General features: G+C 60.6%; 12 protein-coding genes, 1 tRNA gene and 1 pseudogene. 10 read left to right on the top strand and 4 right to left on the bottom strand.

Annotated elements, in window-relative coordinates; genetic code table 11:
* Window positions 1-398: 398 nt before the first annotated feature.
* The 3 genes and pseudogenes from NKJ37_RS29030 (at window position 399) to NKJ37_RS32025 (ending at window position 3,514) form a co-directional block, all read left to right on the top strand.
* Window positions 399-2,165 (top strand): reverse transcriptase family protein, encoded by a 1,767-nt coding sequence (locus NKJ37_RS29030; protein ID WP_352776085.1) that lies wholly within the window; start codon window positions 399-401, stop codon window positions 2,163-2,165.
* Window positions 2,166-2,520: 355 nt separating this feature from the next.
* A pseudogene (locus NKJ37_RS29025) lies at window positions 2,521-2,708 on the top strand (adenylate/guanylate cyclase domain-containing protein); the annotation flags it as partial.
* A gap of 341 nt (window positions 2,709-3,049) precedes the next feature.
* A complete protein-coding gene (locus NKJ37_RS32025; RefSeq protein ID WP_502902028.1) occupies window positions 3,050-3,514 on the top strand; it encodes a tetratricopeptide repeat protein in 465 nt (154 codons plus the stop codon).
* 213 nt (window positions 3,515-3,727) lie between these two features.
* On the opposite strand, the gene NKJ37_RS29020 is transcribed toward NKJ37_RS32025, so the two are convergent.
* The 3 genes from NKJ37_RS29020 to NKJ37_RS29010 all read right to left on the bottom strand — a co-directional run bounded on the left by NKJ37_RS29020 (window position 3,728) and on the right by NKJ37_RS29010 (window position 6,536).
* Entirely contained in the window at window positions 3,728-5,038 is a 1,311-nt protein-coding gene (locus tag NKJ37_RS29020; protein WP_352776083.1) for a tyrosine-type recombinase/integrase, read from the bottom strand.
* A gap of 207 nt (window positions 5,039-5,245) precedes the next feature.
* Window positions 5,246-5,321: transfer RNA gene (locus tag NKJ37_RS29015), tRNA-Phe, on the bottom strand.
* Window positions 5,322-5,642: 321 nt separating this feature from the next.
* Window positions 5,643-6,536: a helix-turn-helix domain-containing protein gene (locus tag NKJ37_RS29010; RefSeq protein WP_196815295.1), complete on the bottom strand. Its 894-nt coding sequence runs from the start codon at window positions 6,534-6,536 to the stop codon at window positions 5,643-5,645.
* 84 nt (window positions 6,537-6,620) lie between these two features.
* On the opposite strand from NKJ37_RS29010, the gene NKJ37_RS29005 reads away from it, so the two are divergent.
* The 5 genes from NKJ37_RS29005 to NKJ37_RS28985 all read left to right on the top strand — a co-directional run bounded on the left by NKJ37_RS29005 (window position 6,621) and on the right by NKJ37_RS28985 (window position 12,906).
* Window positions 6,621-7,892: an extracellular solute-binding protein gene (locus NKJ37_RS29005; protein ID WP_023809274.1), complete on the top strand. Its 1,272-nt coding sequence runs from the start codon at window positions 6,621-6,623 to the stop codon at window positions 7,890-7,892.
* A 152-nt stretch (window positions 7,893-8,044) separates the two neighbouring features.
* Window positions 8,045-8,905 (top strand): carbohydrate ABC transporter permease, encoded by an 861-nt coding sequence (locus NKJ37_RS29000; RefSeq protein WP_352441091.1) that lies wholly within the window; start codon window positions 8,045-8,047, stop codon window positions 8,903-8,905.
* Window positions 8,902-9,738, top strand: coding sequence for a carbohydrate ABC transporter permease (locus NKJ37_RS28995; protein WP_352553766.1), 837 nt, complete (start codon window positions 8,902-8,904; stop codon window positions 9,736-9,738). Before NKJ37_RS29000 ends, NKJ37_RS28995 begins: the two co-directional genes overlap by 4 nt.
* 8 nt (window positions 9,739-9,746) lie before the next feature.
* A complete protein-coding gene (locus tag NKJ37_RS28990) occupies window positions 9,747-10,841 on the top strand; it encodes an ABC transporter ATP-binding protein (RefSeq protein ID WP_023809270.1) in 1,095 nt (364 codons plus the stop codon).
* Window positions 10,842-10,878: 37 nt separating this feature from the next.
* Window positions 10,879-12,906, top strand: coding sequence for an aldo/keto reductase (locus NKJ37_RS28985; protein ID WP_352776081.1), 2,028 nt, complete (start codon window positions 10,879-10,881; stop codon window positions 12,904-12,906).
* A gap of 27 nt (window positions 12,907-12,933) precedes the next feature.
* On the opposite strand, the gene NKJ37_RS28980 is transcribed toward NKJ37_RS28985, so the two are convergent.
* The gene (locus NKJ37_RS28980; protein WP_352441087.1) at window positions 12,934-13,842 is read right to left on the bottom strand and encodes an AraC family transcriptional regulator; all 909 of its coding nucleotides are present in this window, start codon (window positions 13,840-13,842) and stop codon (window positions 12,934-12,936) included.
* Window positions 13,843-14,054: 212 nt separating this feature from the next.
* Here NKJ37_RS28980 and NKJ37_RS28975 point away from each other — a divergent pair, with 212 nt between their 5' ends.
* Together NKJ37_RS28975 and NKJ37_RS28970 are read left to right on the top strand one after the other, a co-directional pair.
* Window positions 14,055-15,521, top strand: coding sequence for an alpha-glucosidase/alpha-galactosidase (locus NKJ37_RS28975; RefSeq protein WP_352553762.1), 1,467 nt, complete (start codon window positions 14,055-14,057; stop codon window positions 15,519-15,521).
* 132 nt (window positions 15,522-15,653) lie between these two features.
* Complete coding sequence (locus NKJ37_RS28970; protein ID WP_352776080.1) at window positions 15,654-17,738, top strand: ABC transporter substrate-binding protein; 2,085 nt, start codon at window positions 15,654-15,656, stop codon at window positions 17,736-17,738.
* Window positions 17,739-17,890: the final 152 nt, after the last annotated feature.

Raw genomic sequence — 17,890 nt, 5'->3', positions numbered from 1 at the left:
TAAAAGGCGAGCAAGCGCGCGCCGCTGCGCGATTACATGATAGTTTGGAGGAGTTGGGTTGCTCGATGTAGAACAGCCAGAGCCGCCATCCCGCCGGGTGGGCGCAAGGCCACTTGAGCCACATTTTCAATTCGCTGATCGGCTCAAATGGGGATCATAGCACCCCGCTTACTCACATACCAGACGGATACAGAGACCCTCCCGGCTCAATCCATGGCTGCTTGGGTACTAACTATAAGTGTGCCAACTCTTCGATTGCTTGAAGCGTCTTGGCGTTTTGGAACGATTGCAATACACTGAAGGGAGGGCGGCATGGCTTCAAGGTTTAAGGCGCGAGTCGCGTCTGCTGATTTCAGGACCACTTGCTTCGTGTGCGATGCCGCCCCGCCTAGAGGTCGATGATGGCATTCCACCATGACTTTCGGCGGATCACCAACCGCGAGTCGCTTATGCTGGCCCTCGGCATCGACGCAAGCATATTCGACGCCGTCCTCGACTTCGATCCTCCTGCGGCACCCGCGCCTAAGCCTGAGGCTTCGTCTGGAGACGGGGTCGTGGTGCTCGAAATCCCGATGTTTATCCGCCACGATATCCCGAAGCGCAATCCGGTGCGCGGCATGCGGACTGTTTGGGAGCCAACGCTAGCAAAATCTGAGTACAAAGCGTTGGCGAGGCGGCTGGAGTCTTTCTTTCGCCTCCGCCTAGCGGAATACCCCCATCTCAGCGCCTATGGTTACCGCGCGGGGCGAAATATTAAGGAGAACGCTGCCGCCCATTCTGGACATCACCGCCTCCTGTCCGTCGATGTTAGAGAGTTTTTCCCTTCCATCTCACGTTTGCGCATCGGTCAGCTATTTGAGAACCTTGGGGTTGTACCAAACGTGTCCGAACTACTCAGCCGTTTCGTCACGATAGGAGATGTCCTACCACTAGGTCTTCCCACAAGTCCTACGCTTTCCAACGCTATCGCGCTTCCAATCGATACAGCGCTCACCGATATGGCAAGACGAACTGGCTGCACTTACACGCGCTACGCGGATGATCTCAGCTTCTCCGGCAACGACCAACTGCCTGACATTGACGATGTCCGGCTCGTGCTCTCGACCCACGATTTCACCCTCGCCGAGGCGAAGACACGAAGGTCGAAGGTCGGACAGGCGCACTTTGTGACAGGCCTTAGCATCAGCGACCCCAATCAACCGCACGTTCCTCGCGAGAAGAAACGGCGACTGAGGCAGGAACTTTACTTCGGCGCCAAGTTCGGACTCCAGGATCATTTCCGGCGCCGAGGCATCAACGACGCGAAGGTCGTCCAGCAAGAGATTAACCGTCTTGATGGGATGGTGAAGTTCGTTGCCCATCACGAGCCGCGTATGGCCCCTGCGCTCAAGGCCGGATGGTCGGGGATCATGCGCGCGAGTGGGATGAAGCCGAGCTTCGCCCCTCGCGGAAGACACCGGGCACCATTCTATATCTTCATCGACGAGGCGGAGTTCGATGCACCGTACGGCCGACAGTTGGCAATTGGTATGGCAGTTACTCAGCATGGCGGCCAACTCGTTGCTGAAGCCGGAGAGGTGCTAGAATCGGCAGCGGCTGACCTCTTTTTGGCCGGCGACCACGACGCGCTGGTGAAGCGAGGGCTACACTTCGCGGACGCGTCGGAGGACCTGCGCCTTAAGTACGTCACTCGCCTAGCATCGATGCGTTTCGAGGGATATGTCGCTCTCGGACCACTTGAGGGTGATTCAGTCAGGTACGAGTCAAGCTACCTTCGTTTGCTCGGCGCGCTAATCTCGCGCCGCCTGATGGCCGCAGAGAGTCAGTTCGTATTTATTTACTGCGAGGAGAACAGCAAGGTTTCTCGGCAAGTGATAACAGACAGCGTCCAGTCTGCCTTTGACGACCTTAAGGCAAGGAACGACCGACGGCCGGATGCGTTCGGCATCGAGTTTGTAGCCAAGCCAAATCTCGGCATTAGCGCGCCCGACTTCCTTCTTGGTGTCCTCGGGCGTTACCTTCGATCGGCTCCGGCGCCGGAGGGAAAACCCGAACCGCGCGACCGGCTCATGTTCGAGCGACTTAGAGATAAGTATCGACTGATCTTGGATGTGTCGACGTGGACGGAATACTCGCGCCGCCGCCCGATTGAGCCTTGGCGCTGAGCCAAGAACCTCGCTTTCCATCTAATCTCCGCGTTAATCCAGTCAGGCGGTTGGACGTGGCTACTGAGAATGTCAATCAGCGATCCTCATAACAGATTCAAAGCGCGAGCGCTTTTCATCTGCCTGAGGTGGACGAGTGATGCTTGTTAGTCCGAGCGAGATTACTGTTTGTGCCTCATCCCAGCCATTCGCATACCGACCAAAAGCGGACGTCGCTACCTTGCAGGCCACAGCAAGTGCCTGACATTTGTCTCGAACGACCCGCGTCGATGCTACGCGGACAATCCGACCAATGGCTCGGAACTATCTTCCTTTGGCTCGGCACTAGTGCCAGACTGGATGGAGGGGACACGACATGAGGGAGACCCGTAAAATAGCAGCGATCCTGGTCTCGGATGCAGTCGGCTACAGTCGGCTAGCCGGCGCGGATGAGGATCGCATCTTGGCACGGCTGCGGGCGTTGCGCAGCGATCTCATCGATCCCACATCGCTGTTCATCGTGGTCGCGTCGTCAAGCGCACAGGCGACGGGAGCCTCGTCGAGTTGTTCCGGGGTAAACCTCTGCGTACTCACAAGCTGCCTCCTATGCTCAAAGGATAGGCGGGCATGTCTATCGCACCAGGAGCAGTCCAAACACCTTATCTCGGTGTCCACGAAACCGGCAGCAGGCCACATCACAGAGGTTAGGGAGGAGTTAAAAGCGGCGGTCAAGCTGGATCCAAATTTTGCCCGCGCCCACGCTTCGTTGGGTCAAACATACCTTCGTGCCTGGTGGCAGACCGGGGCTCCGCATTTGTTGCAACTAGCAGACAAAGAAACGGCACTGGCCGCGCGGCTGGACAACGAAGACAGCACATGTCTGAGTTTGCGAGGGGTATTCCTAGATAATAATAAACCAAGACGCGGCGCTTGATGCGTTCCAGCGCGCATTCAGGTTAACTCCTGATGACGCTAATCTCAATGAAAGGATGGCTTACTACTTCGTTTGCACGGGACAGTCTGATCTGGCGATTGAAAGATGCCTTGCGACGATCCGCGCCAACCCGATATTTCTTCCTGCAACTCTCCATGACACCCTGGGGACGGCATTTATGCTTACCCAGCGATACGAAGAGGCTGTCAAGTCCTTCGCCGCAATTAGCAGACCCGGCTACTATATCCACGTTCGGGCGGCTGGGTGCCTGGCTAAGCTTGGCCGTCTCGATTATGCGCGGGCGCAATGTCGCTTGGCGTCCGAACTCAAGCCGGACTGGCCTGACGTTGATTGGGGACATGAATATATAAGCGGAGAGGATAGAGCGCACGAGCGCGAGCTTGTTCAACTGGTAATCGACGCCTTAAGGGATTGATATTAAGCGCCGCTCTGACTTTGGCGTGGGGTCAATTCACATCGATGCATGGGGCGCCAAATGTCCGCTTTGACGTCCTAAGCCTCGAAGCTGCCCGTCCGCGGTCGGCCCCAAACCAACAGTCATCATCGGCTAACCCTAATAGTGTCCTGGAAAGAAAGTTGACCCCTCCGGGCCTACGACTTGGCGACGAGTTTCGGCGTTTTTCGACGGTCAGTATGATTTCCGGCGGTTGGAGATTTGTATCGGCGTTTGATGAACGGCCGCTGTTGGGTTCAAAATGGAAGGTCGCGTTATTGTATGGACAGCAGGCTTGCGGCGTCCCTCGGTTGAGTTCGCCCGCGGGTTTTTGCTCTTGAGTTCATCCAGATAATCGGCCCACCACTGTATCATGTTGATGCGCTCCTCCCAGTGCTCTGCCCGGGCATAGGCGCGCCGAACGTCGTTGTTCTCAATGTGGGCCAGCTGCCGCTCTATGGCGTCCGGATGCCACTTGCCGCATTCGTTCAGCAGAGTTGATGCCGTTGCTCGAAAGCCGTGCGCGGTAGCTTCTTCCTTGCCGTAACCCATACGACGCAGTGCGGCGTTTAGCGTATTGTCGGAAATCGGACGTGAAGCCGATCGAACACTAGGAAACAGCAGCGATCCACCACCAGAAATTTCCCTGAGTGAAGTCAGGACGCTGATCGCCTGCTTTGATAGGGGTATGCGGTGCGGCCGTCGCATTTTCATGCGTGCTTCAGGGATGGTCCACACCGAGCTTTCAAAATCGAACTCTTCCCATTCAGCGACGCGAAGCTCCCCGGGGCGGGGAAACAGCAGCGCTATCAGCATCAGACCGGCCCAGGTTGTAGGCTGTCCGTCAAATGCATCGATCGCCCTCAGCAAACCGCCCAAGGCCTTCGGATCGGTAATCGCGGCGCGAGACGTTACCGTCGGACTGATGAGTGCGCCTCTGAGGGCGAAGGTCGGATCTGTCTCGGCGCGTGCGGTCGCGATTGCGTACCGAAACACGCTGCCGATCGTGGAGCGAAGTCGCCTGGCCGACTCGTATCGACCGCGAACCTCCACGCGGCGGAGGGCGGTAAGGATAGTGGCCGGGTCGATCTCCCGAATGCACTTGTCGCCAATTATCGGATAGGCAAAGTCGAGCAGCCATTTGACCTTGCTGATCGTCCGGTCGGCACGTCCCTCCTTCTTTAGTTTGTCGACATATTCGTCCGCGATTGAGCGAAAGGAGTCCTTTGCCGAATCGGCCTTCCGCAAGCTGCGTTCCTTTCCAGGGTCGACGCCAGCTAGCAGGAGCCTTTTAGCGTCATCGCGCGCCTCCCGTGCCTCGGCGAGAGAGATAAGGGGATAGCTGCCCAGCGCGAGCAGTTTCTGCTTGCTGTCAAAGCGGTAGGCGAGCCGCCAGAGGCGAGAGCCCGTGGGCTGTACCCATAGCTGCAGCCCGCCCCCATCAGATAATTTCACGAGCTTGGAAGCAGGGCGGGCATTTCGACATTTCACGTCGGAGAGGGGCATTCGTCAGGTCTCCCTTGGCTGTTTGGATACCATCAGGATGTCGAATACCAACGGAAATACCATCCCCCCGCCTCGTTGGACCAAATGCTCCTGAAGCGCTCCCTGTCCCGCTTAACTGCGCAATGCGACTGAAAAAGATCAACAATTCGCTTGCAGAAGCTGCAGCGTAGAAGGTTCGGTGAAAGGGAGTGTCGGGAGAAGGGGGGATGGTGCCCAGAGGCGGATTCGAACCACCGACACGCGGATTTTCAGTCCGCTGCTCTACCAACTGAGCTATCTGGGCCTGTTCCGGCAAACGAAAACGCGTTGACCGGATTTCATCGAGGCGCCGTGGGCGCCCCTTGAAAGCGCGTGGGTTATAGCACGGGAATTCGGCCTGTCCAGCGCCTAGTGGGCGATTTCGGGCAGGAAAAGCGATGCCGTGCGGTGCCCCGGTTTCCATGCCGCTTGCAGGCCGGAATCGGGCACGGCATGGCACGATGCGGCCTTCGCCATCCCTGTCCGTGCCGCTATTGCCGGCTGACATGCCGTGGCACTGCCTTTAGCCGGCGATCGAGGCGCACCAATGCATTTGCGGCTCAGACGCGCCACTGGTCGCCGCCGCCTATCTGACGCCGGTCACGCCGCGGCGAAAATCGGAGGGCGACATGCCGGCGAGCTTGCGGAACGACTTGTTGAAGGCGCTGAGCGAGCCGAAGCCTGAATCCATGGCGACGCGCAGCACATTGGCGTCCTGATGCATCAAAAGCGCCTGCGCATAGCTCAGCCGCAACAGATTCACATACTCGTTGAGCGTCATGCCGGTGGATTTCTTGAACAGGCTCATGGCATATTTGGGATGGATGTCGGCGGCCGCCGCGATGTTCACGCAATCGATGTCGTAGAGGAAGTTTTCGGCGATGAAATCGCACATGCGTCCGACATTGCGCGACGATTGCTGGTCGAAGGGGCTGCCTGTTTCCTGGTCGGTCGGAGTTGCGGATACCAGCCGGTAGGGCTCGAACCGCACCCGCTCCAGCCGCAGCAGCAATTCGTTGACGGCATGTTCGGCCTTGGCCTGGTCGCCGGACCGGGCGTAGCGGTTCCAGCGCTCGAAATTATGGTTGTCGGACTGGTCGGTGGCTGATGTCACCAGTGTCGCGCCGGTCATCAGCCGGTGCCTTATATCGGTGGGCAGGTGCAGCCGGAAGAAGTGCACCAGTGGCAGATGCGCCCCGGCATAGATGGCGTCGTCGGACAAATCGTCCATCTGGTGCGGCAGGCCACCCCAGAACAGGCACATCTCGCCGGCCGAAAGCGAAATCTCGTGGTCGTTCATGAGGTAATGCACGCTGCCGCGCACGATGAAATTAACCTCGACCTGGGCGTGCCAGTGCGGCTTGAGCATCACCAGCGGATTGGTGTGAAACATCTGCAGGAGCAGCGGCAGGCCTTCCACGCTGCTGGCCCCAGGCTGGTAGAACGGCCGTTCAGGCATCTTACTTTCCGCCAATTTCATATTCCCTTTGACGGCGACAGGCCTTGCCCACTGCATAGTCTAGCCACGCTCACAGTGAGAGAGCAAATGAATGGGAGGATTTCAATGCGCATCACAATGACCTGCGCCGCGCTCGCGCTTGCCCTGGGCTCAGCCCCGGCCTTCGCGCAATCCGGCGAAATCACCATCTGGAGCTGGAATGTCGCGGCTTCATCGCTGAAGGCGACCATTGCCGGCTTTAACAAGCAATTTCCCGACGTCAAGGTCACGGTCCAGGATCTCGGCAACCAGCCAACCTACGACAAGTCGATCGCCGGCTGCGCCGCCGGCGGCGTAGGCCTGCCCGACATCGTCACCGTCGAGAACGGTGAGGCCGAGAATTACTGGAGCCAGTTCCCCGACTGCTTCGTCGACCTGCATACGCTGGGCTACACAGCCGACGACCAGAAAAAGTTCCCCGATTTCAAGCGCACCGAGCTGGAAGTGGGCGACAAGGCCTACGCAATGCCGTGGGATTCCGGCCCGGTGGCCGCCTTTTATCGCCGCGACTTCTACGAAAAGGCCGGCGTCGATCCGACTTCGATCAAGACCTGGGATGATTTCATCGCCGCCGGCAAGAAAATCCAGGCCGCCAACCCAGGCGTCTCGATGACCAATGCCGATTTCAACGGTGACTCGGAATTCTTCCGCATGATCTCCAACGAACAGGGCTGCGCCTATTTCTCCGAGGACGGACAATCGATCACGGTCAACCAGCCCAAATGCGTCGATGCCATGACCAAGGTCAAGGAGATGAAGGACGCCGGCATCATCTCGTCGGCCGACTGGGGCACCAAGATCACCAACAACACCGCCGGCACCGTCGCCACCCAGATCTATGGCGGCTGGTATGAGGGCACCATTCGCACCGAATCTGCCGGTGAAAACGGCAAATGGGGCGTCTATCTGATGCCGAGCCTCACCGCCGACGGGCCGCGCGCCGCCAATCTCGGCGGTTCCTCACTGGCTATCACCTCGGCGTCGAAGAACAAGGAGGCCGCCTACGCCTATCTGAAATACACGCTCGGAACCAATGAAGGCCAGATCACGATGCTGAAGGAGTTCGGCCTGGTGCCGTCCCTGATCTCGGCGCTTGACGATCCCTATGTCGCGCAAGGCCTGCCTTATTGGGGCGGCCAGGCGGTGTGGAAGGACATTCTCGGCACCTTGCCGAAGGTTGTTCCGAGCCGCGGCACGCAGTTCCAGAGCGACGCCGAAATCATCGTCCGCGCCGTGCAGACCAAGTATCTGGCCGGCGGCTACCCCGACGCCAAGACGGCACTCGACGATGCCGCAAGCCAGATCGCGGCGGCAACCGGACTGCCCGTCAAGTCATAACCTCCCAAGCCGGGTCCGGGACAGGCGTTTGCGCCGCCCGGACCTGGTCGCGGCCTGTGGGGTTCTCCCACGGGACCTGTATTTGCTGGCAAACCGGCTCCGCTGCTGCGAGGGCCATGGCCGAAGCGGCAACGAAATGAAGGAGGAGGAAGATGCGCAATCGCAACGCCACGGCCTATCGCTTCCTCACGCCCTATCTGCTGATCTTCGCGATCTTCTGGGTATGGCCGATCATCAGCTCCTTCATGATTTCCTTCCAGGCGACGCGTACCGTGCCGTGGCGGTTCGCGCCCGGCTTCAACTGGGGCCGGTTGATCGGCGATCCGGCCTTCTTCAACGCCCTGAAGAACACGCTGCTCATCCTTGTCATCCAGGTGCCGGTGATGATCTCGCTGGCGCTGGTCATGGCGGTGCTTTTGAACTCGCCGCTCTTGAAGGCGCGCGGCCTCTACCGCTTTGCCTTCTTCGCCCCCGTGGTGGTCGGCGAAGTTGCCTATTCGGCGGTGTTCCGGCTGATGTTCAACCTCGATTTCGGCATCATCAACAAGCTCCTGAACAGCATCGGCCTGCCCAAGGTCGACTGGTTTTCCAACGTCACTCCGGCGATGGCGCTGATCATGATCGCGGTGACCTGGCGCTGGGCCGGTTACAACGCCATCATCCTGCTCGCCGGCATGCAGTCCATTCCCGAAGATGTCTACGAGGCGGCGACGCTCGACCGCGTCAGCAAGCTCAAGCAGTTCTTCTACATCACCCTGCCGTTGCTCAAGCCGGTCATCGTGTTCTGCCTCGTGCTGTCGATCATCGGCACCATGCAGCTGTTCACCGAGCCCTTCCTGATCACCGAGCGCGGCGGGCCGGGCGGCGGCACCGAGACGCTTGGCCTGCTGCTTTACCGCCAGGGCTTTCGGTCGCTCAATTTCGGCTACGCCTCGGCCGTCGCCTACACCATGGCCGGGCTGGCGATCGCCATCACGCTGGCGCAGCTGTGGCTGACGAGGGAACCGAAATGAGTTCGCGCTCCGCAGCCAGATTGGGACGCAGCATCGCTCTGCATCTGTTCCTGACGCCGCTGGCGCTGATCTGGCTGTTTCCGCTGTGGATGATGGTCGTGTTCTCGACCATGCCGGACAACGGCATCTTCAGCCCCGGCATCGAGCTTTTGCCGCACGGCAATTTCATCGACAATTTCAACAATCTGCAGCGTGACACGAACTTCGTCGGCGCCATAGGCATTTCGGTCTCGGTGGCGGTGACCTACACATTCCTGTCGGTGCTGCTGACGTCGATGGCCGGCTGGGCGCTGGCCCGCTACCAGTTCTTCGGCAAGGGCGTGGTTGTCGCCATCATCCTCGGCACCATAACGCTGCCCTATGCGGTCGTGCTGATCCCGCAATTCATCATGGTGGCGCGCGACTTCAAGCTCGCCAACACCTGGGTGGCGCTGATCGTCCCGCCGCTGTTCAATTCGCTCGGCGTGCTGTTCATGCGGCAGAGTTTTTCGATGATGCCGGACGATCTCTTCGATGCGGCGCGCGTCGAGGGCGTCAAGGAATGGCGCATCTTCCTCTTCGTCGCGCTGCCTTTGGCGCGGCCGATGCTGGCCGCACTCGCCATCATCCTGTTCCTCGCCTCCTGGAACAATTATCTGTGGCCGCTTTTGATCAACAGCCAGCCGGGTTCGATGACAGCACCCGTAGCGCTCGGCACGCTGATCGGCCTCACCAAGGTGTCATGGGGCGGCATCATGGCGGGTGCGGTGATGCTGACGGTGCCGATGCTCGTCGTCTTCGTGCTGCTGCAGCGCCATTTCATCGCCGGCATCGCCGCCGGCGCGGTCAAGTAAGGGGCAGCATGGCAACGGTCACGCTTAACAGTGTCGTCAAGCGCTTCGGCGTCTTCGAGGTCGTCCATGGCGCGAGCATCGACATCAAGGACGGCGAGTTCGTCGTCTTCGTCGGCCCCTCCGGCTGCGGAAAATCGACGCTGCTCAGGATGATCGCCGGGCTCGAGGACATTAGCGGCGGCGAGATCGCCATCGGCGGCAAGGTGGTCAACGATGTCGAGCCGGCCGACCGCGGCATCGCCATGGTCTTCCAGTCCTACGCGCTCTATCCGCATATGAGCGTCGAACAGAACCTCTCTTTCGGCTTGCGCATGACCGGCAATCCAAAGGCCGACACCGAACGGCGGGTGAAGCGGGCGGCCGAGATCCTGCGCATCAGCGAATTGATGGACAGGCGCCCGAAAAAACTCTCCGGCGGACAGCGCCAGCGCGTCGCCATCGGCCGCGCCATCGTGCGCGAACCGCAGGTGTTCCTGTTCGACGAGCCGCTCTCCAACCTCGACGCCGAATTGCGCGTCCAGATGCGCGTCGAGATCTCCCGGCTGCACAAGGAACTCGGCACGACAATGATCTATGTCACGCACGACCAGACCGAGGCGATGACGCTCGCCGACAGGATCGTCGTGATGCGCGCCGGCCATATCGAGCAGATCGGCCGGCCGCTCGATCTCTATGACAACCCCGACAATCAGTTCGTTGCGGGCTTTGTCGGGTCGCCGAAGATGAACTTCATCAAGGGCCGGGTTGTCGGGCACGATGCGGGTGGCGTCGTGGTCGATCTGGCGGGTCAGGAGAAGACCCGCATCACGCAACCGCTGACCGGCGCTGCACCCGAAATGGGCAGCCCAAAAATCGGCAGCAAGGTCATTGTCGGCGTGCGGCCCGAACATTTCGGCAATGCCGGAGAGGGCGACGCCGACCTTGTGGTTGCCATCGACGTGGTCGAGCACCTGGGCGGCACAAGTTTCCTCTACGCAAGAACGGCCAATGGTGACGACGTGGTGATCCAGCGCGACGCGACAAAGGTCCCCGACACATCAGAGATCACCGTTTCCATCCGCAAATCCTACCTGTTCGACGAAAAAGGACTGCGGCTGCGCTGACCGGCCGTCCTTTCCAGCCTTCAAGGAGAGAATGACAATGAACGCAACCACGCCCATTCGCTGGGGCATTCTCGGCCCGGGCAGCATCGCCCAGTCCTTCGCCGGCGGCGTGGCCGCCTCGCGCACCGGAAAGCTGGTCGCCATCGGCGCACGCAATCCCGCCAAGCCGGGGCTCGCCGAGAGTTTTCCCGGTGCCCGTATCCTCGACGGCTACGACGCACTGCTTGCCGATCCCGAAGTCGACGCCATCTACATCTCGATACCGCATCCAGGTCATGCGCAATGGGCGATCAAGGCCGCCGAGGCCGGAAAGCATGTGCTGTGCGAAAAACCGCTTGCGCTGACCGCCTTCGAGGCCGACGCCATGATGCATGCCGCGCGCAAGGCCGGCACATTCCTCGGCGAGGCCTTCATGTACCGGCTGCATCCGCAGACGCTGAAGCTGGTGGAACTGATCAGATCGGGCGTCATCGGCGAGATTAGGATGATCAAGTCGAGCTTTGGCTTCGCGATGCCGCGCTTCATGCCGGAGCACCGGCTCTACGCCAACGATCTTGCCGGCGGCGGCATTCTTGACGTCGGCGGCTATCCCGTCTCGATGGTGCGGTTGATTGCCGGCGCCGCGGCCGGAAAACCCTTCGCCGAGCCTGACAAGGTGGTCGGTACTGCCCATCTTGGCCAGTCCGGCGTCGACGAATGGGCCTCGGCGCTGCTGCATTTCCCGGGTGGCATTGTCGCCGAAGTCTCCTGCAGCATCTCGCTTAACCAGGACAATGTTCTGCGCATCCTCGGCACCAAAGGCCGCATCGAGGTGCCGGACTTCTGGTTCGCCGGCGGCAACCGCGACGTTGGTCTCGGCCGGATCGACGTCATCGCATCCGATGGCACGCGCGAGACCATCAGCGTCAACGAGAAGCGTCATGTCTATTCCTTCGAGGTCGACGCAGCCGGTGAGGCCATCCGCGCCGGCGGTCAAGAATTCGCCTGGCCCGGCATGGCATGGGCGGAAAGCCTCGGCACCTTGCGTGTACTGGACAAATGGCGGGCGGCCGCCGGCCTCGAATACGGGATCGAGAAGGCCCAGCAACGCATCAATACCATCTCCGGCCGGCCTTTGCGGTCCGGCGGCACGGCGATCGCCAAGCGCACTATTCCCGGCCTGTCGAAGCCGGCGTCGGTGGTGGCGCTCGGCTTTGAGGATTTCCGCACGTTTTCCTCAGGCTCGATCCTGCTCGATGCCTTTTTCGAGGCCGGCGGCAATCTTTTCGATACCGGCTATGTCTATGGCGGCGGCTATACCGAGAAGCTGCTTGGCGAGTGGTTGAAAAACCGTGGCGTACGCGCGCAATCGGTGGTCATCGCCAAGGGCGCGCACTCGCCGCTGTGCTATCCCGATGTGATCGGCAAGCAGCTCGACCAGTCGCTCGAACGCCTGCAGACCGACCATGTCGATGTCTACTTCATGCACCGCGACAATCCGGATGTGCCGGTCGGCGAATTCGTCGATGCGATGGATCGTGAGGTCAAGGCCGGCCGCATCCGCGGCCCGTTCGGCGGCTCGAACTGGACGATGGAACGCATGGATGAGGCGATCGCCTATGCCGAACGCACCGGCAAGCAAAAGCCCGGCGCGCTGTCCAACAATTTCTCGCTGGCTGAAATGCTGGAGCCGATCTGGGCAGGCTGCGTGACGTCCTCCACGGATGCATGGAAGGCCTGGCTGACATCCAGGCAGATGCCGAATTTCGCCTGGTCGAGTCAGGGGCGCGGCTTCTTCACCGATCGCGCAGGTCGGGACAAGCAAGACAATGAGGAACTGGTGCGGGTCTGGTACTCCGAGCGGAATTTCGGCCGCCGCGACCGGGCGATCGAACTTGCCGCGAGACTGGGCAAGAGCCCGATCCAAATTGCGCTGGCCTATGTGCTCGCTCAGCCCTTCCCATCCATCCCGCTGATCGGGCCACGCACGCTGGATGAGTTGGACGACAGCCTGCGCGCTCTCGACATCACGCTTTCGCAAGCCGATCTCGAATGGCTGGATGGCGGCAGTCTGCGCGCTGCCTAGCTGGCTGCCGGCTTAACGGTCGCGGCGTCAGGTCTCGTCATCAGGCGCCCTGACGCCACGCCTGGCCGGAGTCCGCAAATTGGCGTACATGCCTGTGGTGCGGAATTGGCTCGGCGTGATGCCGTAGCAGCGGCGGAAGACCTTTGAAAAATAGTTCGCGTCCTCGAAGCCGCACAGGATAGCGACCTCCTTCACCGGCAGAAAATCCGCCTTGGTCAGCAGCTTCGCCGCGCGTTGCAGACGCTGCTGCAGCACGAACTCGGCAGGCGGCAAGCCTTCGCTTTCAGCAAAACAGCGTGAGAAATGGGCCCGGCTGAGGCCGCTGATCTGCACCAGATCCGCCACCGGCAGCGGCTTGTCGAGATTTGCGTTGATGTGATCGATGACCGGCTGCATAACGCTCTGTTTTTCGGCAAAGGCATGGGAGCCGAAGACATCGTCATAGAGCGCCATCGCAGCCTCGTAGGCTATCGCCGAAGCAGCGCCCGGCGAAGCGGCGCCTTTGATCAGGCGCAGGCTGCAATCGGCAAGATGATCGATCGTCGCCGGCTGCAGCCGAAATACAGGACCCGAGACGCTGAGGATCGACTTGTGAATGCGCAACGCCTCCTCGCCGTTCATCGAAATCCAGAAATACTCCCAGCGCTCGTCCTCAGCCAGCCAGTAGCGGTGGTTGTGCGGCACCAGCACCAGCAATGTGTCGTTCTTCTGCAGGCGGTAATTGCGGTTCTCGTAGCGCAGCCGGCCAGTCCCGCTGATCGTGTGCTGGAGCACGGTGAACGGCGTCTGGCCGCGCTTTCGCCCATCCCAGTCGTAGATCTCGTCCTCGCGCACTTCATAGCCCGTGCTCGTCGGCATGGCATGCAGGCGCTGGCGGCCGCGCGGCAGCGAGATCGTGCGCATGGACTGTCCGTTTTGTATCAAATCCTGCAGCACAAAATTACCCCCGAAAGCATAATCCTTCTCTGGTCGCGCTCGCGAATAAGCGCATAATCCCCGTCGAAAAGCGAGAGAGATCCGCAGTCGAGGAGCGGACGGGGAGGTTGGCGAGCCCGATTCCGGCTTGTCCTGCATACATGTCGGCATGTGGCTACAGCTTTCCATTGTCATTCCTTGCCTGCAATTCGAAGTGGAATGAGGTGCGGCTGATGAGTTTCAAAATCGCTATCATCGGCGCGGGCAGCGTCGGCTTCACCAAGAAATTGTTCACCGACATCCTGTGCGTGCCCGAATTCGAGGACATCGAATTCGCGCTGACCGATGTCAGCGAGCACAACCTTCAGATGATCAAGGCGATCCTCGACAAGATCGTCGAGGCGAACCGATTGCCGACCAGGGTGACGGCGACGACCGACCGCCGCCAGGCTTTCGAAGGCGCTCGCTACGTCATCAGCTGCGTGCGGGTCGGCGGTCTCGAAGCCTATGCCGACGATATCCGCATTCCCCTGAAATATGGCATCGACCAATGCGTCGGCGACACGATCTGTGCCGGCGGCATTCTCTATGGCCAGCGCAACATCCCGGTGATCCTGGATTTCTGCAAGGACATGCGCGAGGTCGCCGAGACGAACGTCAAGTTCCTGAACTACGCCAACCCGATGGCGATGAACACCTGGGCGGCGATCGAATACGGCAAGGTCGACACTGTTGGGCTCTGCCACGGCGTCCAGCACGGCGCCGAGCAGATCGCCGAGGTGCTTGGCGCCAAGTCCACGCAGGAGCTCGACTATGTCTGTTCCGGCATCAACCACCAGACCTGGTTCATCGGCCTGCGCCTGAACGGCCGCTCCATCGGCAAGGACGAACTGGTGGCTGCCTTCGAGGCGCATCCCGTCTATTCCAGGCAGGAGAAACTGCGCATCGATGTCCTGAAGCGCTTCGGCGTCTATTCGACCGAAAGCAACGGCCATCTTTCCGAATATCTGCCCTGGTACCGCAAACGTCCCGACGAGATCACGCGCTGGATCGATATGTCCGACTGGATCCATGGCGAGACTGGCGGCTATCTCCGTTACTCCACCGAAACCCGCAACTGGTTCGAGACGGAATATCCGCAGTTCCTCGAAGCGGCGTCCAAGCCGATCGACCGGGAGAAGCGCTCCAACGAGCATGCCAGCCACATATTGGAGGCGCTGGAGACCAACCGGGTCTATCGCGGCCACTTCAACGTCAAGAACAATGGCGTGATTACCAACCTGCCGCAGGACGCCATCATCGAGTCGCCGGGCTTCGTCGACCGTTTTGGCATCAACATGGCCGCCGGCATCACGTTGCCGGAAGCCTGCGCCGCCACCTGCATCGCTTCGATCAACGTCCAGCGCATGTCGGTGCATGCCGCGATATCAGGCGACATCGATCTTCTGAAGCTCGCCGTGCTGCATGACCCATTGGTCGGCGCGGTTTCGACGCCGGAGGAGGTCTGGCAGATGGTCGACGAAATGGTCGTCGCCCAGGCAGCCTGGCTGCCGCAATATGCCCATGCGGTTCCGGCCGCCAGGGAGCGGCTGTCGACATCTCAGGTGAAGACCCGCGAGTGGGCGGGCGCCGCACGGCGCAGCGTTCGCTCGATCGAGGAATTGCGCGCCGAAAAAGCCGCGCTGAAGCAAGCCGGCTGAGGCGGGCCGGCTGAAAATTCATGCGGTGATGGTGGATCCATGGGAGGCGGATTCATTGCCACGAAGCCGTTTGAATTCGAGGAGAGGCGGAGCGGGTGCAAACGCTCCGGACAAACAAGAGGGAGAGAGACCGTGAGGAATTTACGCAATATCGGCCTTGCTGCCGGACTGACGCTGAGCGTCTCGGTCTCGGCACTCAGTGCTTACGCTTCCGAGCCGACGGTTCCGCCGGCGCCGACACCGTTTCCCGCCGAGGGCAAGATCAACTATGTCGCGCGAGACTCGATCCTGGAGTTCAAGGCGCTTCCCGAATATCACGAGCCCGACTGGGTCACCGAGAAATACGTCAAGACCGGCAAGCTGCCGCCGGTGAAAGACAGGCTGCCGAAAGATCCGCTGGTCTACAAGACGGGCAACATGCAGGACGGCATCGGCGTCTATGGCGATACGATGCGCCACGTCATCGGCGGGCGGCCGGAAGGCTGGAACTACGGCGCCGGTCAGACGCAAGGCTGGGGCGGCATCGACATCGGCCTCTCCGAATGCCTGACGCGCACCGCCCCGCTGTTCCAGGTCGAGGCCAAGGACACCGAGCCGCTGCCGAACCTGGCCAGGAACTGGGATTGGTCGAGCGATGGCCACAGGCTGACCATGCACCTCATCGAAGGAGCGAAGTGGTCGGACGGCGTGCCCTTCAATGCCGACGACGTCATGTTCTACTGGGACGACGAGGTGGTCGATCCTAACGTCTCGCCGCTGAACGGTGCGACGCCGGAAACCTTCGGCGTCGGCACGACGCTGAAGAAGATCGACGACTACACCGTCGAATGGACCTTCAAGGATGCCTTCCCGAAGCAGTACCTGTACGCCATGGCCTACGGCACCTTCTGTCCGGGCCCCGCGCACATCCTGAAGCCGCAGCATCCGAAATACTCGAAGAATACCTATGATCAGTTCAAAAATGCCTTCCCGCCGGAATTCATGAACATGCCGGTGATGGGTGGCTGGGTGCCGGTCGAATACCGGCCGGACGACATCATCGTCATGCGCCGCAATCCCTATTACTGGAAGGTCGACGAAAAGGGCAATCAACTGCCCTATCTCAACGAACTGCACTACAAGCTGTCGACCTGGGCCGACCGCGATGTCCAGGCGGTGGCCGGCGCGGCCGATTTTTCCAATTTGGAGCAGCCGGAAAACTTCGTCGCCTCGCTGAAGCGTGCGGCAGAGGCGAACGCGCCGGCCCGTCTTGCTTTCGGCCCGCGGCTCATCGGCTACAATCTGCGCTTTAATTTTTCTGCCAATGGCTGGGGCAATCCGGACGAACGCGGCCAGGCGATCCGCGAGTTGAACCGCAACGAGGATTTCCGCAAGGCCGTCACCATGGCGCTCGACCGCAAGGCGCTCGGCGACTCGCTGGTCAAGGGACCGTTCACCGCCATCTATCCCGGCGGCCTGTCGTCAGGAACCAGCTTCTACGACCGCGCTTCGACGGTCTACTACCCCTTCGACCTCGAGGGCGCCAAGGCGGAACTCGCCAAGGCCGGCCTCAAGGATACGGACGGCGACGGCTTCGTGAATTTCCCTTCCGGCACCGCCGGCGGAAAGAACGTCGAGATCGTGATGCTGGTCAACAACGACTACACGACCGACAAGAGCCTTGCCGAAGGCGTCGTCGCCCAGATGGAAAAGCTTGGGCTGCGGGTCGTCCTCAACGGGCTCAACGGCACCCAGCGCGACGCTTCGCAATATTCCGGCCGCTTCGATTGGCTGGTCCGGCGCAACGAACAGGAACTGACGTCGGTGGTGCAGAACACCGTGCAGCTTGCCCCGATCGGCCCGCGCACCAGCTGGGACCATCGTGCGCCGGAGAATGGCGAGGTCGATGTGATGCCGTTCGAAAAGGACCTCGTCGACATCGTCAACAAGTTCGTCTCCACCCAGGACAATGACCAGCGCGCCAGCCTGATGAAACAATTCCAGAAGATCTCGACGGAGCACGTCTACAATGTCGGCCTGACGGAGTATCCCGGCGCGCTGATCGTCAACAAGCGTTTCTCGAACATCCCACAGGGCACGCCGATCTTCATGTTCAACTGGGCCGAGGATTCGATCATCCGCGAACGGGTCTTTGTCGCGGCCGACAAGCAGGCGAAATACGAATTGTTCCCGCAAGAACTGCCCGGCAAACCCGGAGAGAAGGGGCCGATGAATTAGGTTTACCTCCCTGACTGAGAGACCTGCGGCCGCCGGGGCGGGGGGGGGGGGCGCCACCCAACCCACCCCCCCCCCCAAAGGGCGCCGCGCGCGCCCGGCAACCCAGACCCGCCAAGGGGGCTAGAGGACAAAACACAAAACAAGCGCCAAAC

Origin of the sequence: Mesorhizobium sp. M0140 (assembly GCF_040322475.1) — a bacterium.
In the GTDB taxonomy this organism is placed as follows: domain Bacteria; phylum Pseudomonadota; class Alphaproteobacteria; order Rhizobiales; family Rhizobiaceae; genus Mesorhizobium.
The sequence above is the reverse complement of the archived record's forward strand: the minus strand, read 5'-3'. Positions and strand labels throughout refer to the sequence as shown.

Coding starts and splice junctions, on each gene's coding strand:
- NKJ37_RS29020 (WP_352776083.1), bottom strand. CDS start 5,038: ATGCCCCTCTCCGACGTGAAATGTCGAAATGCCCGCCCTGCTTCCAAG.
- NKJ37_RS29010 (WP_196815295.1), bottom strand. CDS start 6,536: ATGAAATTGGCGGAAAGTAAGATGCCTGAACGGCCGTTCTACCAGCCT.
- NKJ37_RS29000 (WP_352441091.1), top strand. CDS start 8,045: ATGCGCAATCGCAACGCCACGGCCTATCGCTTCCTCACGCCCTATCTG.
- NKJ37_RS29030 (WP_352776085.1), top strand. CDS start 399: ATGATGGCATTCCACCATGACTTTCGGCGGATCACCAACCGCGAGTCG.
- NKJ37_RS28975 (WP_352553762.1), top strand. CDS start 14,055: ATGAGTTTCAAAATCGCTATCATCGGCGCGGGCAGCGTCGGCTTCACC.
- NKJ37_RS28985 (WP_352776081.1), top strand. CDS start 10,879: ATGAACGCAACCACGCCCATTCGCTGGGGCATTCTCGGCCCGGGCAGC.
- NKJ37_RS29005 (WP_023809274.1), top strand. CDS start 6,621: ATGCGCATCACAATGACCTGCGCCGCGCTCGCGCTTGCCCTGGGCTCA.
- NKJ37_RS28995 (WP_352553766.1), top strand. CDS start 8,902: ATGAGTTCGCGCTCCGCAGCCAGATTGGGACGCAGCATCGCTCTGCAT.
- NKJ37_RS28990 (WP_023809270.1), top strand. CDS start 9,747: ATGGCAACGGTCACGCTTAACAGTGTCGTCAAGCGCTTCGGCGTCTTC.